Raw genomic sequence first — 18,276 nt, 5'->3', positions numbered from 1 at the left:
CCGGCTTCCGGTTGAAGGCCGGGTGCCGCTTCTACTCGAACCCGTAGTCCGAATAGTCCTTCATGTTGGGCGAACTGAACTTGGTGAATTCGGCCTGGAACAGCAGCGGCACGTTGCCGGTGGAACCGTGGCGCTGCTTGGCGACGATCAGCGTCGCCTTGTTGCGCAGTTCCAGGTAGCGGTCTTCCCAGACGCGGTACTTCTCCTTGTCCGCTTCGGACGAGGTCTCGGTCGGCATGTCGGGGCGGGTGGCCTCGTGGTAATAGTCGCCGCGATAGATGAACCAGACCATGTCGGCGTCCTGCTCGATCGAGCCGGATTCGCGCAGGTCGGACAGCATCGGGCGCTTGTCCTCGCGCTGCTCCACGGCACGGCTGAGCTGCGACAGCGCGATCACCGGCACCTGCAGTTCCTTGGCCAGCGTCTTCAGACCGCGGCTGATCTCGGAAATCTCGTTCACGCGGTTGTCGTTGGCGCGGCCCGAACCTTGCAGCAGCTGCAGGTAGTCGACCACGATCAGCCCGATGTCGTGCCGCCGCTTCAGCCGGCGGGCGCGGGTGCGCAGGCCGGAAATGGTGAGCGCGGGCGTATCGTCGATGTAGAGCGGCAGCTCCGCCAGCTTCTGCGCCGCGTAGGACAGCTGCTGGAACTCGTCGCGCTTCAGCTTGCCCATGCGTAGGGCTTCGGAGGAAATCTCCGCCTGCTCGGCCAGGATACGCGTGGCCAGCTGGTCGCTGCTCATTTCCAGGCTGAAGAAGGCCACCGGCGCGCCGTAGTTGTGCGGGCCGCCGTCACGCAGGTACTTCAGGTGCTCTTCCGCGCAGTTGAAGGCGATATTGGTAGCGAGCGAGGTCTTGCCCATGCCGGGACGTCCGGCGAGGATGATGAGGTCGGAATTGTGCAGGCCCGCGGTCTTGCTGTCGACCGTGGCGAGGCCCGTCGTCTTGCCCGACAGGCCGCCGCCCGAGTTCATCGCCGCCTCGACCATCCGGATTGCTTCCATCGAAGCGCTGCGGAAGGCGACGCCCGCCTTTTCGCTGGTGGCACCGTCGGCCACTTCGATCAGGCGCTTCTCGGCGTTCTCGATCTGGCGTTGCGGCTCCACTTCCTCTGACGTGTCGAGCGCGTCTTCCACCAGTTCGCGGCCCACGCTGACCAGTTCGCGCAGCAAGGCGAGGTCGTAGATCTGCTGCGCCAGTTCGCGCGGGGCGAGCAAGCCCTGGCCGTCCGCCGTCAGCTGCGCGAGATAGCCGGTGCCGCCCAGTTCGCTCAGCGCCTCGTCACCTTCGAAATAGGGCTTCAGCGTCACCGGCGTCACCACCATCTGCCGGTCTACCAGCGTCAGGACGCGGTCGTAGATTCGCGCGTGGATGGGGGCGAAGAAGTGATTCGCGCGCAGTTCCACCGGCAGCTCTTCCAGCACGCGGTTGTCGATCAGCACGGCGCCCAGGAAGGCGGCTTCGGCTTCGAGGTTGGCGGGCAGGCTGCGGCCTTGCGCTTCGGCGTTGTCGGCCTTGCGGTCGGCAAGGATCAGGAGCTCTTCGTCGGACATCCGCCCTTGATGCGCGTGGCGCGGACTCGGCGCAAGATTGACAATGCGGGAATTTGCCCCGGCACCCTGTGGAAAGCGGGGAGAATATCCCGGGGCCCCCTTTTTCGCATTTGCATCGTGCTTGCGGGCGCGGCAGGACAACAGGGCCTATGCAGCAGGACAACGCCAACCGGATTGAGGAAATCACGCTCGACGAAGCGACCGTCATCGCGCGCAATGACGAGATCGAGCAGGAGCGTGAAGTCGCCTTGCGCGATCTGGTGGCGGACAACCTGTTCAAGCCGCTGCGCGCCAGTGCCAATGGCCACGAAGGCCCGTGGCACGTGCACCTTGCCGTCGTCGACGGAATGCTGGCCTGGCACATCAAGGATCACACCGGTGCGGATGCCGGTACCATCGGCCTGGGCATGGCGCGCATGCGCCGGTCGGTCCGCGATTACTTCGCCATTTGCGATAGCTATTACAAAGCGTTAAGGCGCGCCTCGGCACAGGAAATCGAAACCGTCGACATGGCGCGGCGAGCCATTCACGATCGTGGCACGCGGCACCTGCTCGACGCGCTGGAGGGCAAGGTGGAAACCGACTTCGAAACCGCGAGGCGGCTTTTCACGCTCATCTGCGTGCTGCATATCAAGGCGTGAATCGCGCCACCTTAAACACGCATTACTGAAGACTGGGTCGCACCATCGGCAAGAAGAGCAAATCCGTATTCCGCTTCTGGGTAGAAGTGCTGCTGCTGTTTGGCCTGATCGGCCTGGGGGTAGTGGTCTGGTCGCGCGTTGGCGAATGGCAGCCGCCGCGCGACAAGTATCCGTCGCAAGGTGCGCTTATCGGCGTGGCGGACGGCGCGGTCGATTTCCCGGCCCTGCGCGGGCTGGGGGCGGACTTCGTCTATCTCGAGGCCAGCCGCGGCGCGGAAGATCGCGACGCCAACTTCGCCCGCAACCTTGCTGCCGCCACCGATGCCGGGCTGCGCCATGGCGTGGTCCATGCCTATGACCCCTGCGTACCGGCAGAGCGGCAGGCGGCGAACTTCGTCACCATCGTGCCGCGCGATGCCGACCTGCTGCCGCCCGCCATCGCGCTGGACAAGCTGGCTAGCGAATGCGGCAACCCGGTGATCGAGGCGGGCCTGGAAAGCGAGCTGACGACCTTCATCAACCAGGTCGAAGGCCATGCCGGACAGCCGGTGCTGCTGAAGGTATCTGCCGGCTTTGAGCAACAGCATCGCATCGCCACCCGGCTGGAACGCAACCTGTGGCTGGAGCGCGACTTCGCCCAGCCCGACTATGCCGGACGGCCGTGGACCTTGTGGACGGCGACTACCTACCTGCGCGGTGATGCCGTTGACGGCAGCCTGCGCTGGGTGGTTGTCCAGCCCTGAGGAACCGGCCCCGGGATCCGGTCCGGGATTCGGCACTGACAATCTGCGACAGCTTTCCGCTTGCCGCTCGCCCCGGACAGGCATAACTTACTGATATTTGGGACGAGGGAGACGTACCGATGCACAAGCACCTGACTGCTGCGCTGCTGGCCAGCGCCATTTTCGCCGCACCTGCCGCCGCGCACGAGCATGAAGCCATCCTCGGCAGCTGGGACACCGTGCTCGAGACCCCCATGGGCAATTTCGAGGCCGGGCTGACCGTCGCCCAAGGCGCGGAAGGCTATACCGTGGTGATCGAGGATCGTCCGCCCGAAGGCGGCGAGGCCATGCCGCCGATGGAAAGCACCATCAGCGACGTCGCGGTGGAAGGTGCCACGGTAACCTTCCTGCGCTCGCTCACCACGCCGCAGGGGCCGATGGAACTGACCTACACGCTCACCGCCGATGGCGATGCCTTGTCGGGCGAGGCCAGTTCGTCCTTTGGCGGGGTGCCGATCACCGGCACGCGCGCAGGCGAGGGTGACGCGATGGAAGCGGCGGCCGAGGAAACTGCCTAGAGCTGAGCGCTAGCCCTCGGCACCCTCGAGCCATTCGACCAGCGCGCCAAGGCATTCTCGCGCCAGCAGCTTGCAGCGTTCCGGACTCCAGTTCTGGTCGGGGTCCGGCCAGTCGTCATTGTCCTTGAACGGCATTTCCAGCGTCATCGCGCAGGCGCCGAACCGTTCGGCCACCTGGTTGGTGCTGATCGTCAGGTTGGCCTTGCCCGGTGCGGACTTGGGATAGCCGTTCTTGACCTGGAAATCGGCGGTGCGGCGATCGAGGATGCGCTGGTAGCGGTACATCTTCTCGCCATGCTCGTCGGTCCAGCTGGGAATGCCCTCGAACCCGGCGAGGAAGACGTTGGCGATGGCTTCGTCGCCATGCACGTCCATCGCGAAATCGACACCGGTCTCGTCCATCGCATTGCGGATGGCCAGCACTTCGGGCGACTTCTCTGCCGTGGGCTCGGCCCATTCGCGGTTGAGGTTCACGCCATCGGCATTGGTGCGCAGGTGCCCGCGGAATGAACCGTCCGGATTGCAGTTGGGCACCACGTGCAGGCGGCACTTCCTGCGCAGTACGCGGGCGACCACGTCGGCGGGATCGGTGAGCACTTCGAGCGCGCCTTCCATCCACCACTCGGCCATGCTTTCGCCCGGATGCTGGCGGGCATAGAGCCACACCTGCGTCTCGCCTTCGCCCATTTCCAGGCAATCGATGGTGCGCCCGTCCAGCGTTTCGCCCAGCCGGCGGTAGGAGACGCCTTTGGCCAGCGCTGCTTCGGAGACGAGGTCGTTGTGCCGCTCCATCGAGTAGGGCGCGAAATAGGCGAACCAGACGAGGTCGGAGTTCGGCGTGTAGCGGACAGTCAGCGTGCCGTTGCCGGTATCGGGATCATAGCTGCTGGCGGCGCGGCCCCAGTAGGCGCGATCCTCGCTGACGCAGGCGTTATAGCCGGGCCAGCCCTGGGGATAGGCAGTGTCCTTCAGGTTCTCGAAGGTAAGCACCAGCTCGCGGCCCGCCGCGCCGGATACGCGGAAGTGAAACCACTGCGCGAATTCGCTGTTGTGATCGTTCGGGATGCGCAGGCGCGCACTGGCGCCGTCGATCGATACGACTTCGATGTTGCCGCTGTCGAAGGCGGCATCGATTTTGATATCAGCTGTAATCATTCGACCGCGATAGTCTCGCCTGACTCTCCGGGGAACCCCGAAAATAGCGCCTCGACGATGCGCGGCGCGGCGGCGGCATCGGCAGCGAAGTCGCTGTTGCCCGTCGCCACCATGCTGGCGCGGCCTTCCCACAGGTTCGGCCCGCCGTCCGGCTGGCGGATGGCAACCGAGACCTGCCGCTCGATCCGCTCGGGCGGCGGGCCGTTGATCAGGCTGGAGAGGTCGATCCCCACGCCCACGCCGACGCCGGAGCCATAGCTGCCCGTCGACGCGCCGCCCCCGACGCCCACGCTGCGGCCACGGCCTTCGGGCGCGGTCACGAACTGCTCGACATCGAGCTGGGCGACCTGCTGCGGGTTCATCGCTACGATCGTGTAGCCCAGCGCCTGCAACTGCGTTTCCAGCGCCTGGCGGTACATGCCGTATTCGAGCGATTGCGGGTCCAGCCCCGGCGCCGCCTGCACGGCGATGGTGCCCTGGCCCAGTTCGGTCGGGGCCTCTCCCACAAAGCGGGTGACTTCGACCGGTGAGACATAGGCGGGCGTGGCGCAGCCGCTGAGCAACAGGCCGGCGGCGAGGAAGGGATAGACGATTGTTCTCATGGCTTTCCGATACATAGGGGCCGAATATGGCCGCAAGCTGGCAGCCTATCCTTAATTGCCGTTTCACCCAAACCTGCTAACCGCCAGGGCGATGACGCAGAAATGTCCTGTCCTGGTGACCGGCGGCGCCGGCTATATCGGCAGCCACGCCGTCCTCGCGCTGCAAGACGCGGGCTGGCCCGTGGCGGTGATCGACAACCTCACCACCGGCTTCCGCTTCGCCGTGCCCGATGGCGTGCCTTTCTACGAAGGCGATATCGAGGATGGCGAGCTGCTGGCACGCATCTTTGCCGAGCAGGGCATGGGTAACGGCAAGGGCGCGGTGATGCATTTCGCCGGCTCCATCGTGGTGCCCGAAAGCGTCGAGAACCCGCTGAAGTACTATCACAACAACACGGCGAAGAGCCGCTCGCTGATCGAGAGCGTGGTGCAGGCCGGCGTACCGCACATGATCTTCAGCTCGACCGCGGCGACCTATGGCGTGCCCGAAGTCTCGCCGGTGACCGAGGACACGCCCAGGCAGCCGATCAATCCCTATGGCTGGTCGAAGCTGATGACCGAGCAGATGCTGGCCGACACCTCGGCTGCGCATGAACTCAACTATTGCGCGCTGCGCTACTTCAACGTCGCGGGTGCCGATCCGCAGGCGCGCAGCGGACAGTCGACCGCCGGGGCGACGCACCTGATCAAGGTCGCCGTGGAAGCCGCCACCGGCAAGCGCGACAGCGTTTCCGTCTTCGGCACCGACTACGACACGCCCGATGGCACCGGCGTGCGCGACTATATCCATGTCAGCGACCTGGCGTCGGCGCACGTGCTGGCGCTGGCGGCGCTGATCGAGCAGCCGGACCGCTCGATGACGATGAACTGCGGCTACGGCCGCGGCTTCTCGGTGCTGGAAGTGCTCGATGCCGTGGACCGGGTGACCGGCAGCAACATCACGCGGGTGATGGGGCCGCGCCGTGCGGGCGATCCCGATTCGCTGGTTTCGGACCCTTCGCGCATCAAGGCGACGCTGCCGTGGCAGCCGCAACATGCCGATCTCGACGCCATCGTCACCCATGCGCTGGCGTGGGAGCGCAAGCTCGCGGAAATACGACGCGAAGGTTGACTCAAGTCGGCGCTGGCCCTATCGGCCCGGCTTGAAATTCCGGCATCGGAGTACATCTCCGGTGCCGATTATTTTTCGGGAAAAGTACGATGAAGATCCGCAACAGCCTCAAGTCGCTGAAGAACCGTCACCGCGATTGCCGCGTCATCCGTCGTCGCGGTCGCACCTACGTGATCAACAAGACCAACCGTCGCTTCAAGGCCCGCCAGGGCTAATGCGCGCCGTGCCGCTTGCTTGCGGCACCGGTCTTACCAAAAGCCCCCGCCACCACGGGGGCTTTTTGCATGTCTGACATCCGCAATCCCAGCCCCAATCCCAGCGCAGTCGTATTTGACATCGGGCGGGTGATCATTCGCTGGGACCTGCGCTACCTGTTCGAAAAGCTGATCGACGATGCGGCGGAGCTGGACTGGTTCCTCGCCAATGTCGTCACCGAACAGTGGCACCACCAGCAGGACGAGGGGCGTCCGCTGGCCGAGATGGTGCCCGAACGCATCGCCCAGTTCCCGGATCACGAGGCGCTGATTCGCGCCTATGCCACGCGCTTTCGCGAGACCTATCCCGAACACATTCCCGGCACGCTGGACCTGATCGCCCGGCTCAAGGCGCGCGACGTGCCGCTGTTCGGCCTGTCCAACTTCGGCGAGGATTTCTGGGACGAGTTCATCGCCTGCCAGCCGGTGTTCGAGGGTTTTCGCGACATCGTGGTGTCCGGCCACGAGAACGTCGCCAAGCCCGACCCGCAGATCTACCATATTGCCGAGCAGCGCTTCGGCCTGCCGCGCGAAGAGCTGTTCTTCATCGACGACAAGCCGGAGAACATCGCTGCCGCCACGGCGCGCGGCTGGCACGGGCACGTCTTCACCGGCGCTGACCGCCTGGAGGCGGACCTGATCGGGCGCGGTCTGCTCTAGATTGGAAAAAGGCCCCGGCGCGATGGGAGCGCCAGGGCCTCTCTAGGTGCCCGCCCGGGATGGAGAGGGGGCGGGGGGATATTGCAAAGATCAGCCGTTGCAGCGGCCCAGGCGCGAGGCCGAAAGGTCCTCTCGGCCGGCGGCGAAGCTGGTGATGGCACCGACTTCGCGGCGCAGTTCGGAGCACACGCGCAAGGGGCGCTCGCTGCCGCGCGGGGCAGTGCAGGTGGTGCCTTCGCAGCGGAACACGACGCCGCCCGCAATCACGCGTTCCTCGCTGGCGGGAGCGGCCAGTTCGGCAGTGAAATACACGGGATTGCTGCGAGCCTGGAGGGCGGCGGGAGCCAGCGCGCCGGCAAGCGCGATGGAAGCGGCGAGGGCGGACGTGGCGATGCGGGTTGTGGCGCGGGCGAACATGGGGGGCTCCTCTGAACAAAATTTAAGTTGCAACCGACAACCAGTTGCGAATCGCGACCTATCCACTTAAGTTGCGATTCGCAACCCGTATTTGCGAATTTTTTTGGCTTTCCCGTGTTTGCCTGTAGGAGAGGCGCGGGACATGGATGTTTGAATGGGTATTAGAGAACCGCTGCGCGAACTCGGCTGTGGCCTGCCACATGCCCTTGAAGTGATGGGGGAGCGCTGGTCGTTCCTGATCCTGCGCGCCGCCTATAACGGCCTCGTCCATTTCGAAGAATTTTCCAGCGAGCTGGGCATCGCCCGCAATATCCTCTCCAATCGTCTGGCCAAGCTGGTGGAGCACGGCGTGCTGGCGCGCACCCCGTGCGAAGCCGATCGCCGCAAGGTGGAATATCGCCTCACCGAAAAGGGGCTCGACCTGCTGCCCGCCATGCTGGCGCTGCGGCAGTGGGGCGAGCGTTATGCCGAGAACTTCGATCCCGGGCTGGTGCTGGTCGATTGCCGCGATGGCCAGCCGGTCGCCCCGATCGGTATTCGCGCGCATGACGGGCGCGAGTTGAGCTGGCACGAACTGGCCTGGCAGACCCCGGACAAGATCGGCCAGCCGGTTAAGCGCGAGGACATGCACCGGACGTCCGAAGACGCCTGACGTCCGGCCGCGAGCGGCTCAGCGATAGACGGGGTCGACGAACCACCGCGCACCCAGCATCCCGACCAGGAAACCGCCCAGGTGCGCTTCCCAGGCAATGCCGCCCTGGCCTCCGGTCAGCAGGATCGGCACGGTAATCAGCGCGATCAGCAGCAGGTTCGCCTTTACGAAATCCCAGATGCGCAGCCATAGTTGTCTCGAGCTCATCGGGATCAGGCCCGCCCCGCTGCTGTGCAGCCGTGCGGCCAGCCCGATCAGTCCCGAAATCGCCCCCGAGGCGCCGACCATGGGAATGAACCCCTGCGGGTTGAAGGCGAGGAACATCGCCGCCCCGGCCAGGCCGGAGAGGAAATAGAACACGAAGAACCGCACGTAGCTGCCCGGTGTCGGTCCCATGTAGGTCATCACCGGCGCGGCGAGGCTGAACAGCACCAGGCTGTTGAAGACGATGTGCAGCAGCCCGCCATGGGCGAACATGTGCAGCACGATATTCTCGTACCGGCCCTGCGCCAGCGCCTCTGCCGAAAGGCCCCAGCCGAGCATGCCGGTATTGAAATGCCAGAGATAGGCCGCCCAGATCAGCGCCAGCAGGATGACGCCGGGCAAGTGGAAACGCTTGGGGATGCCCCGCTCGACAGTCTCCTCGGGCGGAGGCTGCGTCAGTTCGTCTTTGCGGTCGTCATGCACGTGGTGCCTGCCTGCGATAGCTGAGCGCTTCGGCTACATGGATGCGGCCTACATGGGCAGCGCCGGCCAGATCCGCAATCGTCCGCGCTACGCGCAGGATGCGGGTATAGCCGCGCGCGGACAGGCGCATCGCCTCCGCCGCCTGCATCAGCAGCTTGCGTCCCGCCTCGTCTGGCGTGGCGAATTCCTCCAGTGCCTCGCCATCCAGTTCCGCGTTGGAGCGCACGCCGCGCATGGTCTGCCGCTCACGCGCCGCAGCGACGCGGGCGGCGACTTCGGCGCTGCCTTCGCTGGGCGGGGGCAAGGCGAGATCGGCGGCGCTGACCGGATCGACTTCCACGTGCAGGTCGATGCGGTCGAGCATCGGGCCGCTGACCTTGCTCTGGTAGTCTATGGCGCACTTGGGTGCCCGTGAGCAGGCCAGGGCCGGATCGCCCAGGTGCCCGCAGCGGCAGGGGTTCATGGCGGCGACCAGCTGCACGCGGGCAGGATAGGCGACGTGGGCATTGGCGCGCGCGACATCGACCTTCCCAGTCTCCAGTGGTTGCCGCAGCGAATCGAGCACGGCGCGCTGGAATTCGGGCAATTCGTCGAGGAACAGCACGCCAAGGTGCGCCAGGCTGACCTCGCCCGGACGCACGCGCAGGCCACCGCCCGTCAGCGCCGCCATGCTGGCCGAATGGTGCGGCGCGCGGAACGGCCGGGTGCGGCTGATCTTGCCGCCCTCCAGCGTGCCCGCGACGCTGGCGACCATGCTCACTTCCAGTGCCTCCGCCGGGGTGAGCGGCGGCAGGATGCCAGGCAGGCAGCTCGCCAGCAGGCTCTTGCCCGCTCCCGGCGGGCCGTTCATCAGCAGGTTGTGACCGCCGGCCGCGGCGATCTCCAGCGCGCGCTTGGCGGTCTCCTGACCCTTTACCTGTTTCAGGTCCGGCCCGTGGTGCGCATCGTCGACCTCGCCGGGTTCGGGTTCGGGCAGTTCCTGCTTTCCACCCAAGTGCGCCAGCAATTCGACGAGGTTCGGCGCCGCGCAGACACGCACGCCGCTGGCCCAGCGCGCTTCGGGGCCTTGCGAGGCGGGACAGATCAGCCCCAGCTCGCTCTCACTGGCATGCAGCGCGGCCAGCAGGACGCCGGGCGAAGCGACGATGCGGCCATCGAGCGCCAGCTCCCCCACCGCCAGCCACTCGCTCAGTTCCTCGGCATCGACCACGCCCATCGCGCCCAGCAGCGCCAGCGCGATCGGCAGGTCGTAATGGCTGCCTTCCTTGGGCAGGTCCGCCGGCGACAGGTTGATGGTAATGCGCTTGGGCGGCAGCGACAGGCCCATGGCCGCGAGCGCCGACTGCACCCGCTCCCGGCTCTCCCCCACCGCCTTGTCGGGCAGGCCGACGATGGAAAACCGCGGCATCCCCGCAGCCAGCTGGCACTGCACCTCTACCGAGCGTGCTTCCAGCCCGAGGTAGGCAACGGTTTGTACGAGTGCGACCAAGTGAAAAACCCTTCTTCACAAGGTCATAGCGCGCCTGCGGACGCTGTCGAGGGCAATCATGGTTAAACCCCGGACAACCGCGAATCTTCAGCTTTGCGCAGCTTCCGGCGGCCACTTAATCGCGCATGCGTGGCCTCTTAACACTTGTCGGAAGCATGCTTGCCCTGCTGGCGGCCCCTGCCGCCGCGCAGAGCTATGTCGTGACCGAAGAGTGGGTGGTCGAGGAATGGGTGATCGAAGAGACCACCGCCTCGCGCTACGTCTCCCCGCTGCTTGCCCGGACCGAGCAGGTCGCCATCGCCGCCTACGGCCCGTTCCGCGTGATCGATGCCACCACGGTCGCGCTGGTCGGTATCACCGACGGCGCGTCGCCCGCGCAGTTCGCCGCGCTGCTGGACGCTTACCCGGCCATCGCCACGCTGGAATTCGTCGAGGCCCCCGGCACGCATGACGACCGCGCGAACCTGCGCCTGGGCCGGATGATTCGCGAACGCGGCATCGCCACGCGAGTGGAGGATGGCGGTTCGGTGCGCTCGGGCGCGGTGGAGCTGTTCCTTGCCGGCGCCACGCGGCAGATCGATTCGCGCAGCCAGTTCGCCGTGCATGGCTGGCTGGACGACTGGGGGCGCGGCGCGGAGGATTATCCGGCCAATGCCCCGGAACACCGCCGCTACCTCGACTATTACGTCGAAATGGGCATGGACGAGGCCGAGGCCCGGGCCTTCTATGCCATGACCAATGCGGTGCCCTTCGAAGACGCCATGTGGTTGACCGGCGACGAGATGCGTGGCTGGGTGGAAGGCGCGTCGCAGACGCCCGCGGTCGCAACCGAGGCGGAGGAGCTTCCCGGCTTCGCCTATCTTGACTTCGCCCCGGTGCTTCAGTAAGCGCGCCATCGTTGTGAGGCCGCCCCCCGATTTCCGTCAGGGCATGGCGGCCGTTTTTATTCGTTTAAGGTAAGGTTTGAACCATGAAGCGCACTTTCCAGCCGAGCAATCTCGTGCGCGCTCGTCGCCACGGCTTCTTCGCCCGCAAGGCCACCCCGGGTGGTCGCAAGGTGCTGCGCAACCGCCGTCGTCGCGGTCGCAAGAACCTCTGCGCCTGATTCTGAGCGCTCACGCATCCGCGTGAGCGTCCTTAGGCTTCCGGCCTGACCGGCCGACGCGCATTCGCGCTTGCGGGCTCCTTGCGGAGCCCGTTTTCGTGCCTGCCTTCCAAATATCGAATCGGTTCGCGCCCAGTGAACCGCAAGGCCACGCGGCCGCCCCGCAGCGGGCGCAGCTGTGCTGCGCATCTAGCGCGGACGAAGCCGCGGATGCGGCTTCGCAAAACAAAAGATTCGGTCTGGCGCCTTTCCGTTCCTATCTAGTCCCCCATGTCCATTTCCGTCCTCACCAAGCGCGCGGATTTCCTCGCGGCGAATCGGGGGTTGCGCAATGCGCGTCCCGGCTTCGTGCTGCTGACGCGGCCGAACGACGGGCAGGGCATCCGTTATGGCGTCACCGTGACCAAGAAGATCGGCAACGCGGTGGTGCGCAATCGTATGAAGCGCCGTTTCCGCGAGCTGCTGCGCGCCGCGCTGCCCGAATACGGCCTGCCCGATCATGACCACGTGCTGATCGGTCGCGAGGGCGGCGTGACGCGCGATTTCGCGCAGATGGCCAAGGAACTGGAGATCGTCCTCAAGCAAGCGGCAAAGGGGAAGGGCGATCCGGCCCGCCGTCCGCGCCGCGGCAACCGCCGGGGCGGGAAATGAGGCGCGCGCTCGTCCTGATCGCCCGTGGCTGGCAGCTTGGCCCGAGCCGGATTCTGCCGCCGACCTGCCGGTTCCAGCCCTCCTGCAGCGCCTATGCCATCGAGGCGCTGGAGAAACATGGCGCAATCAGGGGTGGATGGCTGGCGCTCAAGCGTATATTGCGCTGCCATCCCTGGGGGGGACATGGCCATGATCCGGTTCCCTGACACCACACCGATAAGACTTTTCGCGACGGATTTTCATCTTGGACAACCAGCGTAACCTCATTCTCGCCGTCGTGCTGAGCGCGATCCTGCTGTTCGGCTGGGACTTCGTGATGCGCAGCTATTTCCCCGAGCCGGAGGTCGATCCGACCGTGGCTGCCAGCGAGGGCGTGCCCGGCGCCGTTGGCGACGGGGTCAACGTCGGCGGCGATGCCGTGGCCGGCGCGCAGCTGGTCGATGTCGAAACCGCGCTGGCGACGACGGAACGCGTGGAAATCGACGCGCCGGAAATCATCGGCTCGATCAACCTTGCCGGCGCGCGCATCGACGACATCGAACTGAAGTCGCACCGCAAGACGGTGGAAGAGGACAGCGGCCCCGTGCAGCTGATGGCCCCGCGCGGCACGGCGGACCAGCACTTCGCCCGCTTCGACTGGGTGGGCGAGGGCGTGACCGTTCCCGACGCGCAGACCGTGTGGACCGCCGAGGGCGGCGAGCTGACGCAGGATTCGCCGGTACGCCTCAGCTGGGACAACGGCGAAGGCCAGGTCTTCACCCAGACCATCTCGATCGACGATGCCTACATGCTGACCGTCGAGCAGGGTGTGACCAACAATGCCGAGGGCACCATCGCCCTGACCCCGCGCGGCCTGATCAATCGCGACAGCCGCAATGCCGACCAGAGCAATTTCAACGTCCACTCCGGCCCGATCGCCGTTTCCGACGGCACGGTCGATTTCAGCTGGGACTATGACGAGATCGACGAGGAAGGCGGCCGGGTGGACATGGCCGGCCAGGTCGGCTGGATCGGCTTCACCGACATCTACTGGATGTCCGCCCTGATCCCGGAGACCGACGATACGCGGGCACTGTTCACCAGTGTCGGTCCGCAGACCTATGCCGCGGTCGTGCTCTACAATGCCGTCAACGTGCCCTCGGGCGAGACGGTGACGCGCACCACGCGGCTGTTCGCCGGCGCCAAGGAAAGCGCCGTGCTGGACGAGTACGAGGCGCAGGGCGTCGAGCGCTTCGGCCTCGCTATCGACTGGGGCTGGTTCCGCTGGATCGCCTGGCCGATGTGGCAGGTGCTGATCTGGCTGTTCGGCCTGGTCGGCAACTTCGGCCTCGCCATCATCGGCCTGACGCTGATCATCCGCCTGGTGCTGTTCCCGGTGGCGCAGAAGCAGTTCCACTCGATGGCGCAGATGCGCGCGGTGCAGCCGAAGATGAAGGCGCTGCAGGAACGCTACAAGGACGACAAGCCCAAGCTGCAGCAGGAAATGGCCAAGCTCTACAAGGAAGAGAAGGTCAATCCGCTGGCGGGCTGCCTGCCGATCTTCATCCAGATCCCGATCTTCTTCGCGCTGTACAAGGTGCTGCGCCTGGCGATCGAGATGCGGCACGAGCCGTTCTACGGCTGGATCCGCGACCTTTCCGCGCCCGATCCGGCGACCATCCTCAACCTGTTCGGCCTGCTGCCGTTCGATCCGCCGGGCTTCCTGGCCATCGGCGTGCTGGCGGTGCTGCTGGGCTTCACCATGTGGCTGCAGTTCAAGCTGAACCCGGCGGCGATGGACCCGATGCAGCAGCAGATCTTCATGATCATGCCGTGGGTGCTGATGTTCGTCATGGCGCCGTTCGCGGCCGGCCTGCTGCTGTACTGGATCAGCAACAACGTGCTGACGCTGGCGCAGCAGAAGTACCTCTATTCCCGCAATCCGCAGCTGCGCGAGCAGATGCTGAAGGAGAAAGAGGAAAAGGCGCGCGCGGCAGAGCGTGAGAAGGCAGCCGAGTGACGCCCGAAGAAGAACAGCTGGCGGAGGAGGCGAGCAAGCTGTTCTCCGGCCGCGTGGAGTTCCTGCTCTCCGCACCGCAGCTGAAGTTCCTGCCTGACCCGGACTATCCGGAAATCGCCTTTTGCGGACGCTCGAACGTCGGCAAGAGTTCGCTGATCAATGCGCTGGTGCAGCGCAAGGCGATTGCCCGTACTTCGGTGACACCGGGACGCACGCAGGAGCTGAACTTCTTCGAGGTGGGTGATCCGACGCAGTTCCGGCTGGTCGACATGCCCGGCTACGGCTTTGCCAAGGCCCCGGTGAAGGTCGTCGAGAAGTGGCGCAACCTGGTGCGCACCTACCTGCGCGGGCGGGTGCCGCTGAAGCGCACCCTGGTGCTGGTCGACAGCCGCCACGGGCTGAAGGACAGCGACCGCGAGATGATGAAGATGCTGGACGAGGCCGCCGTCGGATACCGGCTGGTGCTGACGAAGACCGACAAGATCAAGGCCAGCGCGCTCGACGCCGTGCACGAGAAGGTTGTCGCCGAAGCACGCAAGCACCCGGCGGCCTATCCGGTGGTGCACAAGACCAGTTCGGAAAAGGGCATGGGCATCGCCGAATTGCGCGCCGCCATCCTGGCCGACGTGCGGAGCTGACGCTCCCTCGGCAGACCTGCTGCAGGCAACAAAAAAGGCGCCTGAAGGCGCCTTTTCCGAATTCGTTTTTTTCAGACTTCCGGCGCTTAGCGTCCGCCGAGAAGCCAATCCCAAATGCTACGGCCCATGACAAATCTCCTGTCTGCTCAGGAGATTTCTGGATTAACCAAGTTTGTTTGTAAAGCTTAAACTATGTTTTTTAACGCCTCTGATTTGCTAGACCTATGAAATTCAATGATTTTATCGAATTTGACCGGTCGAGAAATGGCGAATCCCTGGGCCACGAGGCACCCGGATTCACGCAAAAGGGTTAACGTTCCGGCATCCTCAACCCCTTCTGCAACAACGATGATTCGCAGGTCCTTGCCCAGTTTGAGCACGCTCTTGACGATGCCCAGTGCCTTGGGGTCCTTGGTCATCGGGGCAATGAACATCCGGTCGATCTTCAGTTCGGAGAAGGGCAGTCGCAGCAGCGCCTCGAGGCTGGCCGCGCCGACCCCGAAATCGTCCATCGAGATCTTCGGACCAAGCTCGCGCAGCTCGCAGAGGATCTCGGCCGCCAGGTCGAGGTTGGAGATGCGATAGGTCTCGGTAATCTCCAGCGTCAGGCGGCGCGGTTCGAAGCCGGTTTCCTCCAGCACCTCGGAGACCATCTGCACGATATTGCGCTCGTGCAGGAGCGTGGCCGAGATGTTGACGGCAATGGGCAGGGTCAACCCGGCATCGGCAAAGGCGTTGCCGGCCTTGCAGGCCTCTTCCAGCACGAAACGGGTCAGCTGGCTCATGCGCCCGGCCGTCTCGCACTGGCGGATGAAATAGTCCGGCGGGATCTGGCCCTTTACCGGGTCGTTCCAGCGCACCAGCGCCTCGGCCCCGATGATTTCGCCGGTCTGCACCATGATCTTGGGCTGGTAGGCGAGGTAGATCTCGCCGTTGGCCAGCGCGGCGTCGATGCGGGCCTGCAGCGAGATGTTCCAGATCAGGTCTTCTTCCGAAGCGGTGTCGGCGATCGAGATCGGTTCGAAAGTCTCGGTGGTCTTTTCCGCCACGGCCACCGCCGAGGCGAGGCGACGCACGACGTTGGGGCTGGCGCTGATGTCGATCCCGAAGGTGATACCGACGTCGACCTGCTCGTTGCCCACCGTCAGCGGGGAAGAGAACAGCGCGCGCAGGCCTTCCAGGTGGTCGCGCAGCAGGGCCGGGTTCTTTTCCGGCGTGGTCCAGGCGATCAGGTGGCCCTGGCCGAGATAGATCGTCGCATCCTGCGTAGCGGCCTTCAGGCGGCCGGCGATGGCCAGCACGTAGTCAGCGTGCAGGTCCGCCGGAAGCGTACGCCGCACCTCTTCGAAGCGGTGGATCTTGGCGACGATGATTGCCGGAACGTTTTCGGCGATGTCCTGGTCGGCCTCCAGCGCGGCGAAAGTCGGCAGGTTGGTGTCGGGATCGACCATCCGCAGCTTGCTCTTCATCGAAGCGCGCGCGCGATAGAGCGAGTAGACTAGCAACAGCACCAGGGCATCGGCGATGCTCATCCGCACTGAGAGGTTCGCGGATACCAGCAGGCCGACCGGGATGCCGAAGGTGACGACCATGTACAGGCCGTAGCGCAAGCTCTTCCGGGTCACCGTCGCCGCCAGCAGCAGGGCGGCAAAGGTTGCGATCAGGACCAGCAGGCCACTGAGATACTGGGTGTGCCCGGCCTTGAGCGTTTCGGCGCCATAGATCGAAATCAGCGATGGCGGGACGCCGATGTGTCCGGGAATGTTGCGGCCGCCGATGCCGTCCTTCGCCGCATCGCCGATAACCACGGTCTTGCCGGCCAGCACGCGCAGATCGATGTCACGGCGCTGCAAGTCGAGAAAGCGGTAGGTGGGAATTGACGAGCGCGAGAAGCCATAGTGTACGGGGAACTTGTCGCTCTCTGCTTCCACGCCGCCCGCAAGCACCGAAGCGAAATTGCGATAGTTCTGGCCGGCGTAGGATACCTCGTAAGAAAGTTCCCAAGTGTAGCCGAGGAAGTTCATCCAGGTGTCGCTGGCAACCGCGCTGACGCCTTCCGACACGCTGGCGGTCGAATTTGACAGGTTACGTTCGCCGTCGAGACCGGTCACCAGTGGGCGGACAAGATAGGCCTCGCCGGAAAAGTCCCGCAGGCTGCTGTTCAGCTGCCTGTCGCTCGACGCGTTCGCCGCACGATCGAACTGCAGGTCGACGAACACCCGATCCACTCCTGCCTCGTCGAGGCGGTCGACAATCTCGGCGAGCTGTCGGCGGCGCTGGGGATAGGCAGGGTCGGTGAGGTCGGCATCCGAACCGATGTAGACGATGTCGCCCGATGCCTGCTCCGAGGTCACCCGCGACTGCACCAGCCAGCCGAACTGGTCGACCGGCTGAAAGATCGTGACGATATGCAAAGCAAGGGCGATCAGGCCGGCCCATGCGACATGGCGCACGCGCTCGAGCCACTTGGCCCGGTGTCGATTTGTAGAGGTCTGTTCGACCACTTCTCACCTTTCGTCGCGCCCGAGACTTGGTTGTTCGGCAAAACTCTTTGCCACACGATGGTTAACAAACGGGCAATGGCGACGGGCAAGCGCAGGGGACATGCTGCGCGCGCCATAGTGCTTTGTTCATGCTCGACAGTTTTTGGCTTAACGGCTAACCCCCGGGCAAACAGGGACGGAAGCCACACGCATGAAGCTGATAATCGGCAACAAGAACTACTCCAGCTGGTCGCTGCGCGGCTGGCTGGCGATGAAGCAGAGCGGCCTAAGTTTCGAGGAGCTGACCGTCCATATCGACGGTGACGACTGGCAGGCGACCAAGTCCGAAAACGGGGAATTCCAGCCCTCCGCAGGCAAGGTGCCGGTGCTGTGGGACGGTGACGTGGTGGTATGGGACAGCCTCGCCATCCTCGAATACCTGGCCGACAAGGTCGGCCGTGACCGGTTCTGGCCCAAGGCCGATGACGCCCGCGGCATGGCCCGCGCGATGGTGGCGGAAATGCATTCGTCCTACCTGGCGCTGCGGCGCAATTGCCCGATGAACATCCGCGCCCGCGTGGCGGTGGAGCTGGAAGACCAGACCAAGGCCGACATCGTGCGTATCCTAGGCCTGTGGGCAGAGGCGCGCGCGCGCTTCGGCAAGGGCGGCCCCTTCCTGTTCGGCACCTTCAGCGCGGCGGACATCTTTTACGCCCCGGTCGTCAGCCGCTTCCTGACCTATGGCATCGGCGTGCCGGGCTTTGCCGAGGCCTACATGCAGGCCCTGTGGGAGCACGACTGGATGCAGCAGTGGATCGACGCGGCACTGGCCGAGGAATGGCGCATCTCGCAATTCGAGATCGGCGAGAACGCCTGACGC

At 65.1% G+C, this 18,276-nt stretch carries 21 protein-coding genes; 14 read left to right on the top strand and 7 right to left on the bottom strand.

All coding sequences use genetic code 11. The features are described 5' to 3' along the window. Positions 1 to 31: 31 nt before the first annotated feature. Positions 32 to 1,552: a replicative DNA helicase gene (locus tag OZN62_RS07590; protein WP_269098929.1), complete on the bottom strand. Its 1,521-nt coding sequence runs from the start codon at positions 1,550 to 1,552 to the stop codon at positions 32 to 34. Positions 1,553 to 1,701: 149 nt separating this feature from the next. Between OZN62_RS07590 and OZN62_RS07585 the strand changes: the two genes are divergently transcribed. The 3 genes from OZN62_RS07585 (at position 1,702) to OZN62_RS07575 (ending at position 3,493) form a co-directional block, all read left to right on the top strand. Then, positions 1,702 to 2,193, top strand: a complete 492-nt coding sequence (locus tag OZN62_RS07585; RefSeq protein ID WP_269098928.1) for a UPF0262 family protein — start codon at positions 1,702 to 1,704, stop codon at positions 2,191 to 2,193. Between the two features lie 86 nt (positions 2,194 to 2,279). Further along, the gene (locus OZN62_RS07580) at positions 2,280 to 2,936 is read left to right on the top strand and encodes a glycoside hydrolase family 25 protein (protein ID WP_269098927.1); all 657 of its coding nucleotides are present in this window, start codon (positions 2,280 to 2,282) and stop codon (positions 2,934 to 2,936) included. Between the two features lie 119 nt (positions 2,937 to 3,055). After that, positions 3,056 to 3,493: a hypothetical protein gene (locus OZN62_RS07575; protein WP_269098925.1), complete on the top strand. Its 438-nt coding sequence runs from the start codon at positions 3,056 to 3,058 to the stop codon at positions 3,491 to 3,493. A 9-nt stretch (positions 3,494 to 3,502) separates the two neighbouring features. Here the strand turns inward: OZN62_RS07575 and OZN62_RS07570 are convergent, their stop codons facing one another. Both OZN62_RS07570 and OZN62_RS07565 read right to left on the bottom strand, forming a co-directional pair. Further along, positions 3,503 to 4,648, bottom strand: a complete 1,146-nt coding sequence (locus OZN62_RS07570) for a M14 family metallopeptidase (protein WP_269098923.1) — start codon at positions 4,646 to 4,648, stop codon at positions 3,503 to 3,505. Next, the gene (locus tag OZN62_RS07565; protein ID WP_269098922.1) at positions 4,645 to 5,250 is read right to left on the bottom strand and encodes a DUF4136 domain-containing protein; all 606 of its coding nucleotides are present in this window, start codon (positions 5,248 to 5,250) and stop codon (positions 4,645 to 4,647) included. Before OZN62_RS07565 ends, OZN62_RS07570 begins: the two co-directional genes overlap by 4 nt. Before the next feature lie 91 nt (positions 5,251 to 5,341). Between OZN62_RS07565 and galE the strand changes: the two genes are divergently transcribed. The 3 genes from galE (at position 5,342) to OZN62_RS07550 (ending at position 7,275) form a co-directional block, all read left to right on the top strand. After that, positions 5,342 to 6,361, top strand: coding sequence for a UDP-glucose 4-epimerase GalE (gene galE / locus OZN62_RS07560; protein ID WP_269098920.1), 1,020 nt, complete (start codon positions 5,342 to 5,344; stop codon positions 6,359 to 6,361). An 89-nt stretch (positions 6,362 to 6,450) separates the two neighbouring features. Then, a complete protein-coding gene (gene ykgO, locus OZN62_RS07555; RefSeq protein WP_007165381.1) occupies positions 6,451 to 6,576 on the top strand; it encodes a type B 50S ribosomal protein L36 in 126 nt (41 codons plus the stop codon). Between the two features lie 69 nt (positions 6,577 to 6,645). Then, complete coding sequence (locus OZN62_RS07550; RefSeq protein WP_269098899.1) at positions 6,646 to 7,275, top strand: HAD family hydrolase; 630 nt, start codon at positions 6,646 to 6,648, stop codon at positions 7,273 to 7,275. A 90-nt stretch (positions 7,276 to 7,365) separates the two neighbouring features. Here the strand turns inward: OZN62_RS07550 and OZN62_RS07545 are convergent, their stop codons facing one another. Then, positions 7,366 to 7,692 carry a CC_3452 family protein gene (locus OZN62_RS07545; RefSeq protein ID WP_269098897.1) on the bottom strand — a complete coding sequence of 109 codons (327 nt, stop codon included), beginning with the start codon at positions 7,690 to 7,692 and terminating at the stop codon, positions 7,366 to 7,368. 154 nt (positions 7,693 to 7,846) lie between these two features. Between OZN62_RS07545 and OZN62_RS07540 the strand changes: the two genes are divergently transcribed. Next, positions 7,847 to 8,344 (top strand): winged helix-turn-helix transcriptional regulator, encoded by a 498-nt coding sequence (locus OZN62_RS07540; protein ID WP_269098896.1) that lies wholly within the window; start codon positions 7,847 to 7,849, stop codon positions 8,342 to 8,344. Positions 8,345 to 8,362: 18 nt separating this feature from the next. Here OZN62_RS07540 and OZN62_RS07535 read toward each other — a convergent pair whose 3' ends face one another. Both OZN62_RS07535 and OZN62_RS07530 read right to left on the bottom strand, forming a co-directional pair. Further along, positions 8,363 to 9,031, bottom strand: coding sequence for a rhomboid family intramembrane serine protease (locus OZN62_RS07535; RefSeq protein WP_269098895.1), 669 nt, complete (start codon positions 9,029 to 9,031; stop codon positions 8,363 to 8,365). After that, complete coding sequence (locus tag OZN62_RS07530) at positions 9,024 to 10,520, bottom strand: YifB family Mg chelatase-like AAA ATPase (protein ID WP_269098894.1); 1,497 nt, start codon at positions 10,518 to 10,520, stop codon at positions 9,024 to 9,026. The genes OZN62_RS07535 and OZN62_RS07530 overlap by 8 nt, the downstream gene beginning before the upstream one ends. Positions 10,521 to 10,675: 155 nt before the next feature. Here OZN62_RS07530 and OZN62_RS07525 point away from each other — a divergent pair, with 155 nt between their 5' ends. The 6 genes from OZN62_RS07525 to yihA all read left to right on the top strand — a co-directional run bounded on the left by OZN62_RS07525 (position 10,676) and on the right by yihA (position 14,913). Then, entirely contained in the window at positions 10,676 to 11,407 is a 732-nt protein-coding gene (locus OZN62_RS07525) for an alpha/beta hydrolase (protein ID WP_269098893.1), read from the top strand. An 83-nt stretch (positions 11,408 to 11,490) separates the two neighbouring features. Continuing rightward, positions 11,491 to 11,625: a 50S ribosomal protein L34 gene (gene rpmH, locus OZN62_RS07520; protein ID WP_120048289.1), complete on the top strand. Its 135-nt coding sequence runs from the start codon at positions 11,491 to 11,493 to the stop codon at positions 11,623 to 11,625. A gap of 270 nt (positions 11,626 to 11,895) precedes the next feature. Further along, complete coding sequence (gene rnpA / locus OZN62_RS07515; protein ID WP_269098892.1) at positions 11,896 to 12,276, top strand: ribonuclease P protein component; 381 nt, start codon at positions 11,896 to 11,898, stop codon at positions 12,274 to 12,276. Beyond that, on the top strand, positions 12,273 to 12,482 hold the full coding sequence (gene yidD / locus OZN62_RS07510) for a membrane protein insertion efficiency factor YidD (RefSeq protein ID WP_269098891.1): 210 nt from the start codon (positions 12,273 to 12,275) through the stop codon (positions 12,480 to 12,482). The genes rnpA and yidD overlap by 4 nt, the downstream gene beginning before the upstream one ends. 38 nt (positions 12,483 to 12,520) lie before the next feature. Further along, positions 12,521 to 14,275, top strand: coding sequence for a membrane protein insertase YidC (gene yidC / locus OZN62_RS07505; RefSeq protein ID WP_269098890.1), 1,755 nt, complete (start codon positions 12,521 to 12,523; stop codon positions 14,273 to 14,275). Beyond that, positions 14,272 to 14,913 carry a ribosome biogenesis GTP-binding protein YihA/YsxC gene (gene yihA / locus OZN62_RS07500; RefSeq protein WP_269098889.1) on the top strand — a complete coding sequence of 214 codons (642 nt, stop codon included), beginning with the start codon at positions 14,272 to 14,274 and terminating at the stop codon, positions 14,911 to 14,913. The genes yidC and yihA overlap by 4 nt, the downstream gene beginning before the upstream one ends. Positions 14,914 to 15,098: 185 nt before the next feature. Here yihA and OZN62_RS07495 read toward each other — a convergent pair whose 3' ends face one another. Then, the gene (locus OZN62_RS07495; protein WP_269098887.1) at positions 15,099 to 17,417 is read right to left on the bottom strand and encodes an EAL domain-containing protein; all 2,319 of its coding nucleotides are present in this window, start codon (positions 17,415 to 17,417) and stop codon (positions 15,099 to 15,101) included. Between the two features lie 190 nt (positions 17,418 to 17,607). Between OZN62_RS07495 and OZN62_RS07490 the strand changes: the two genes are divergently transcribed. Beyond that, complete coding sequence (locus OZN62_RS07490) at positions 17,608 to 18,273, top strand: glutathione S-transferase family protein (RefSeq protein WP_269098884.1); 666 nt, start codon at positions 17,608 to 17,610, stop codon at positions 18,271 to 18,273. The last annotated feature ends 3 nt before the right edge of the window (positions 18,274 to 18,276 follow it).

The sequence above is a fragment of the Aurantiacibacter sp. MUD11 genome (assembly GCF_026967575.1).
Taxonomy (GTDB): Bacteria; Pseudomonadota; Alphaproteobacteria; order Sphingomonadales; family Sphingomonadaceae; genus Alteraurantiacibacter.
Note: the sequence above shows the minus strand (reverse complement) of the source record. Positions and strands in the feature narration are given on the sequence as shown.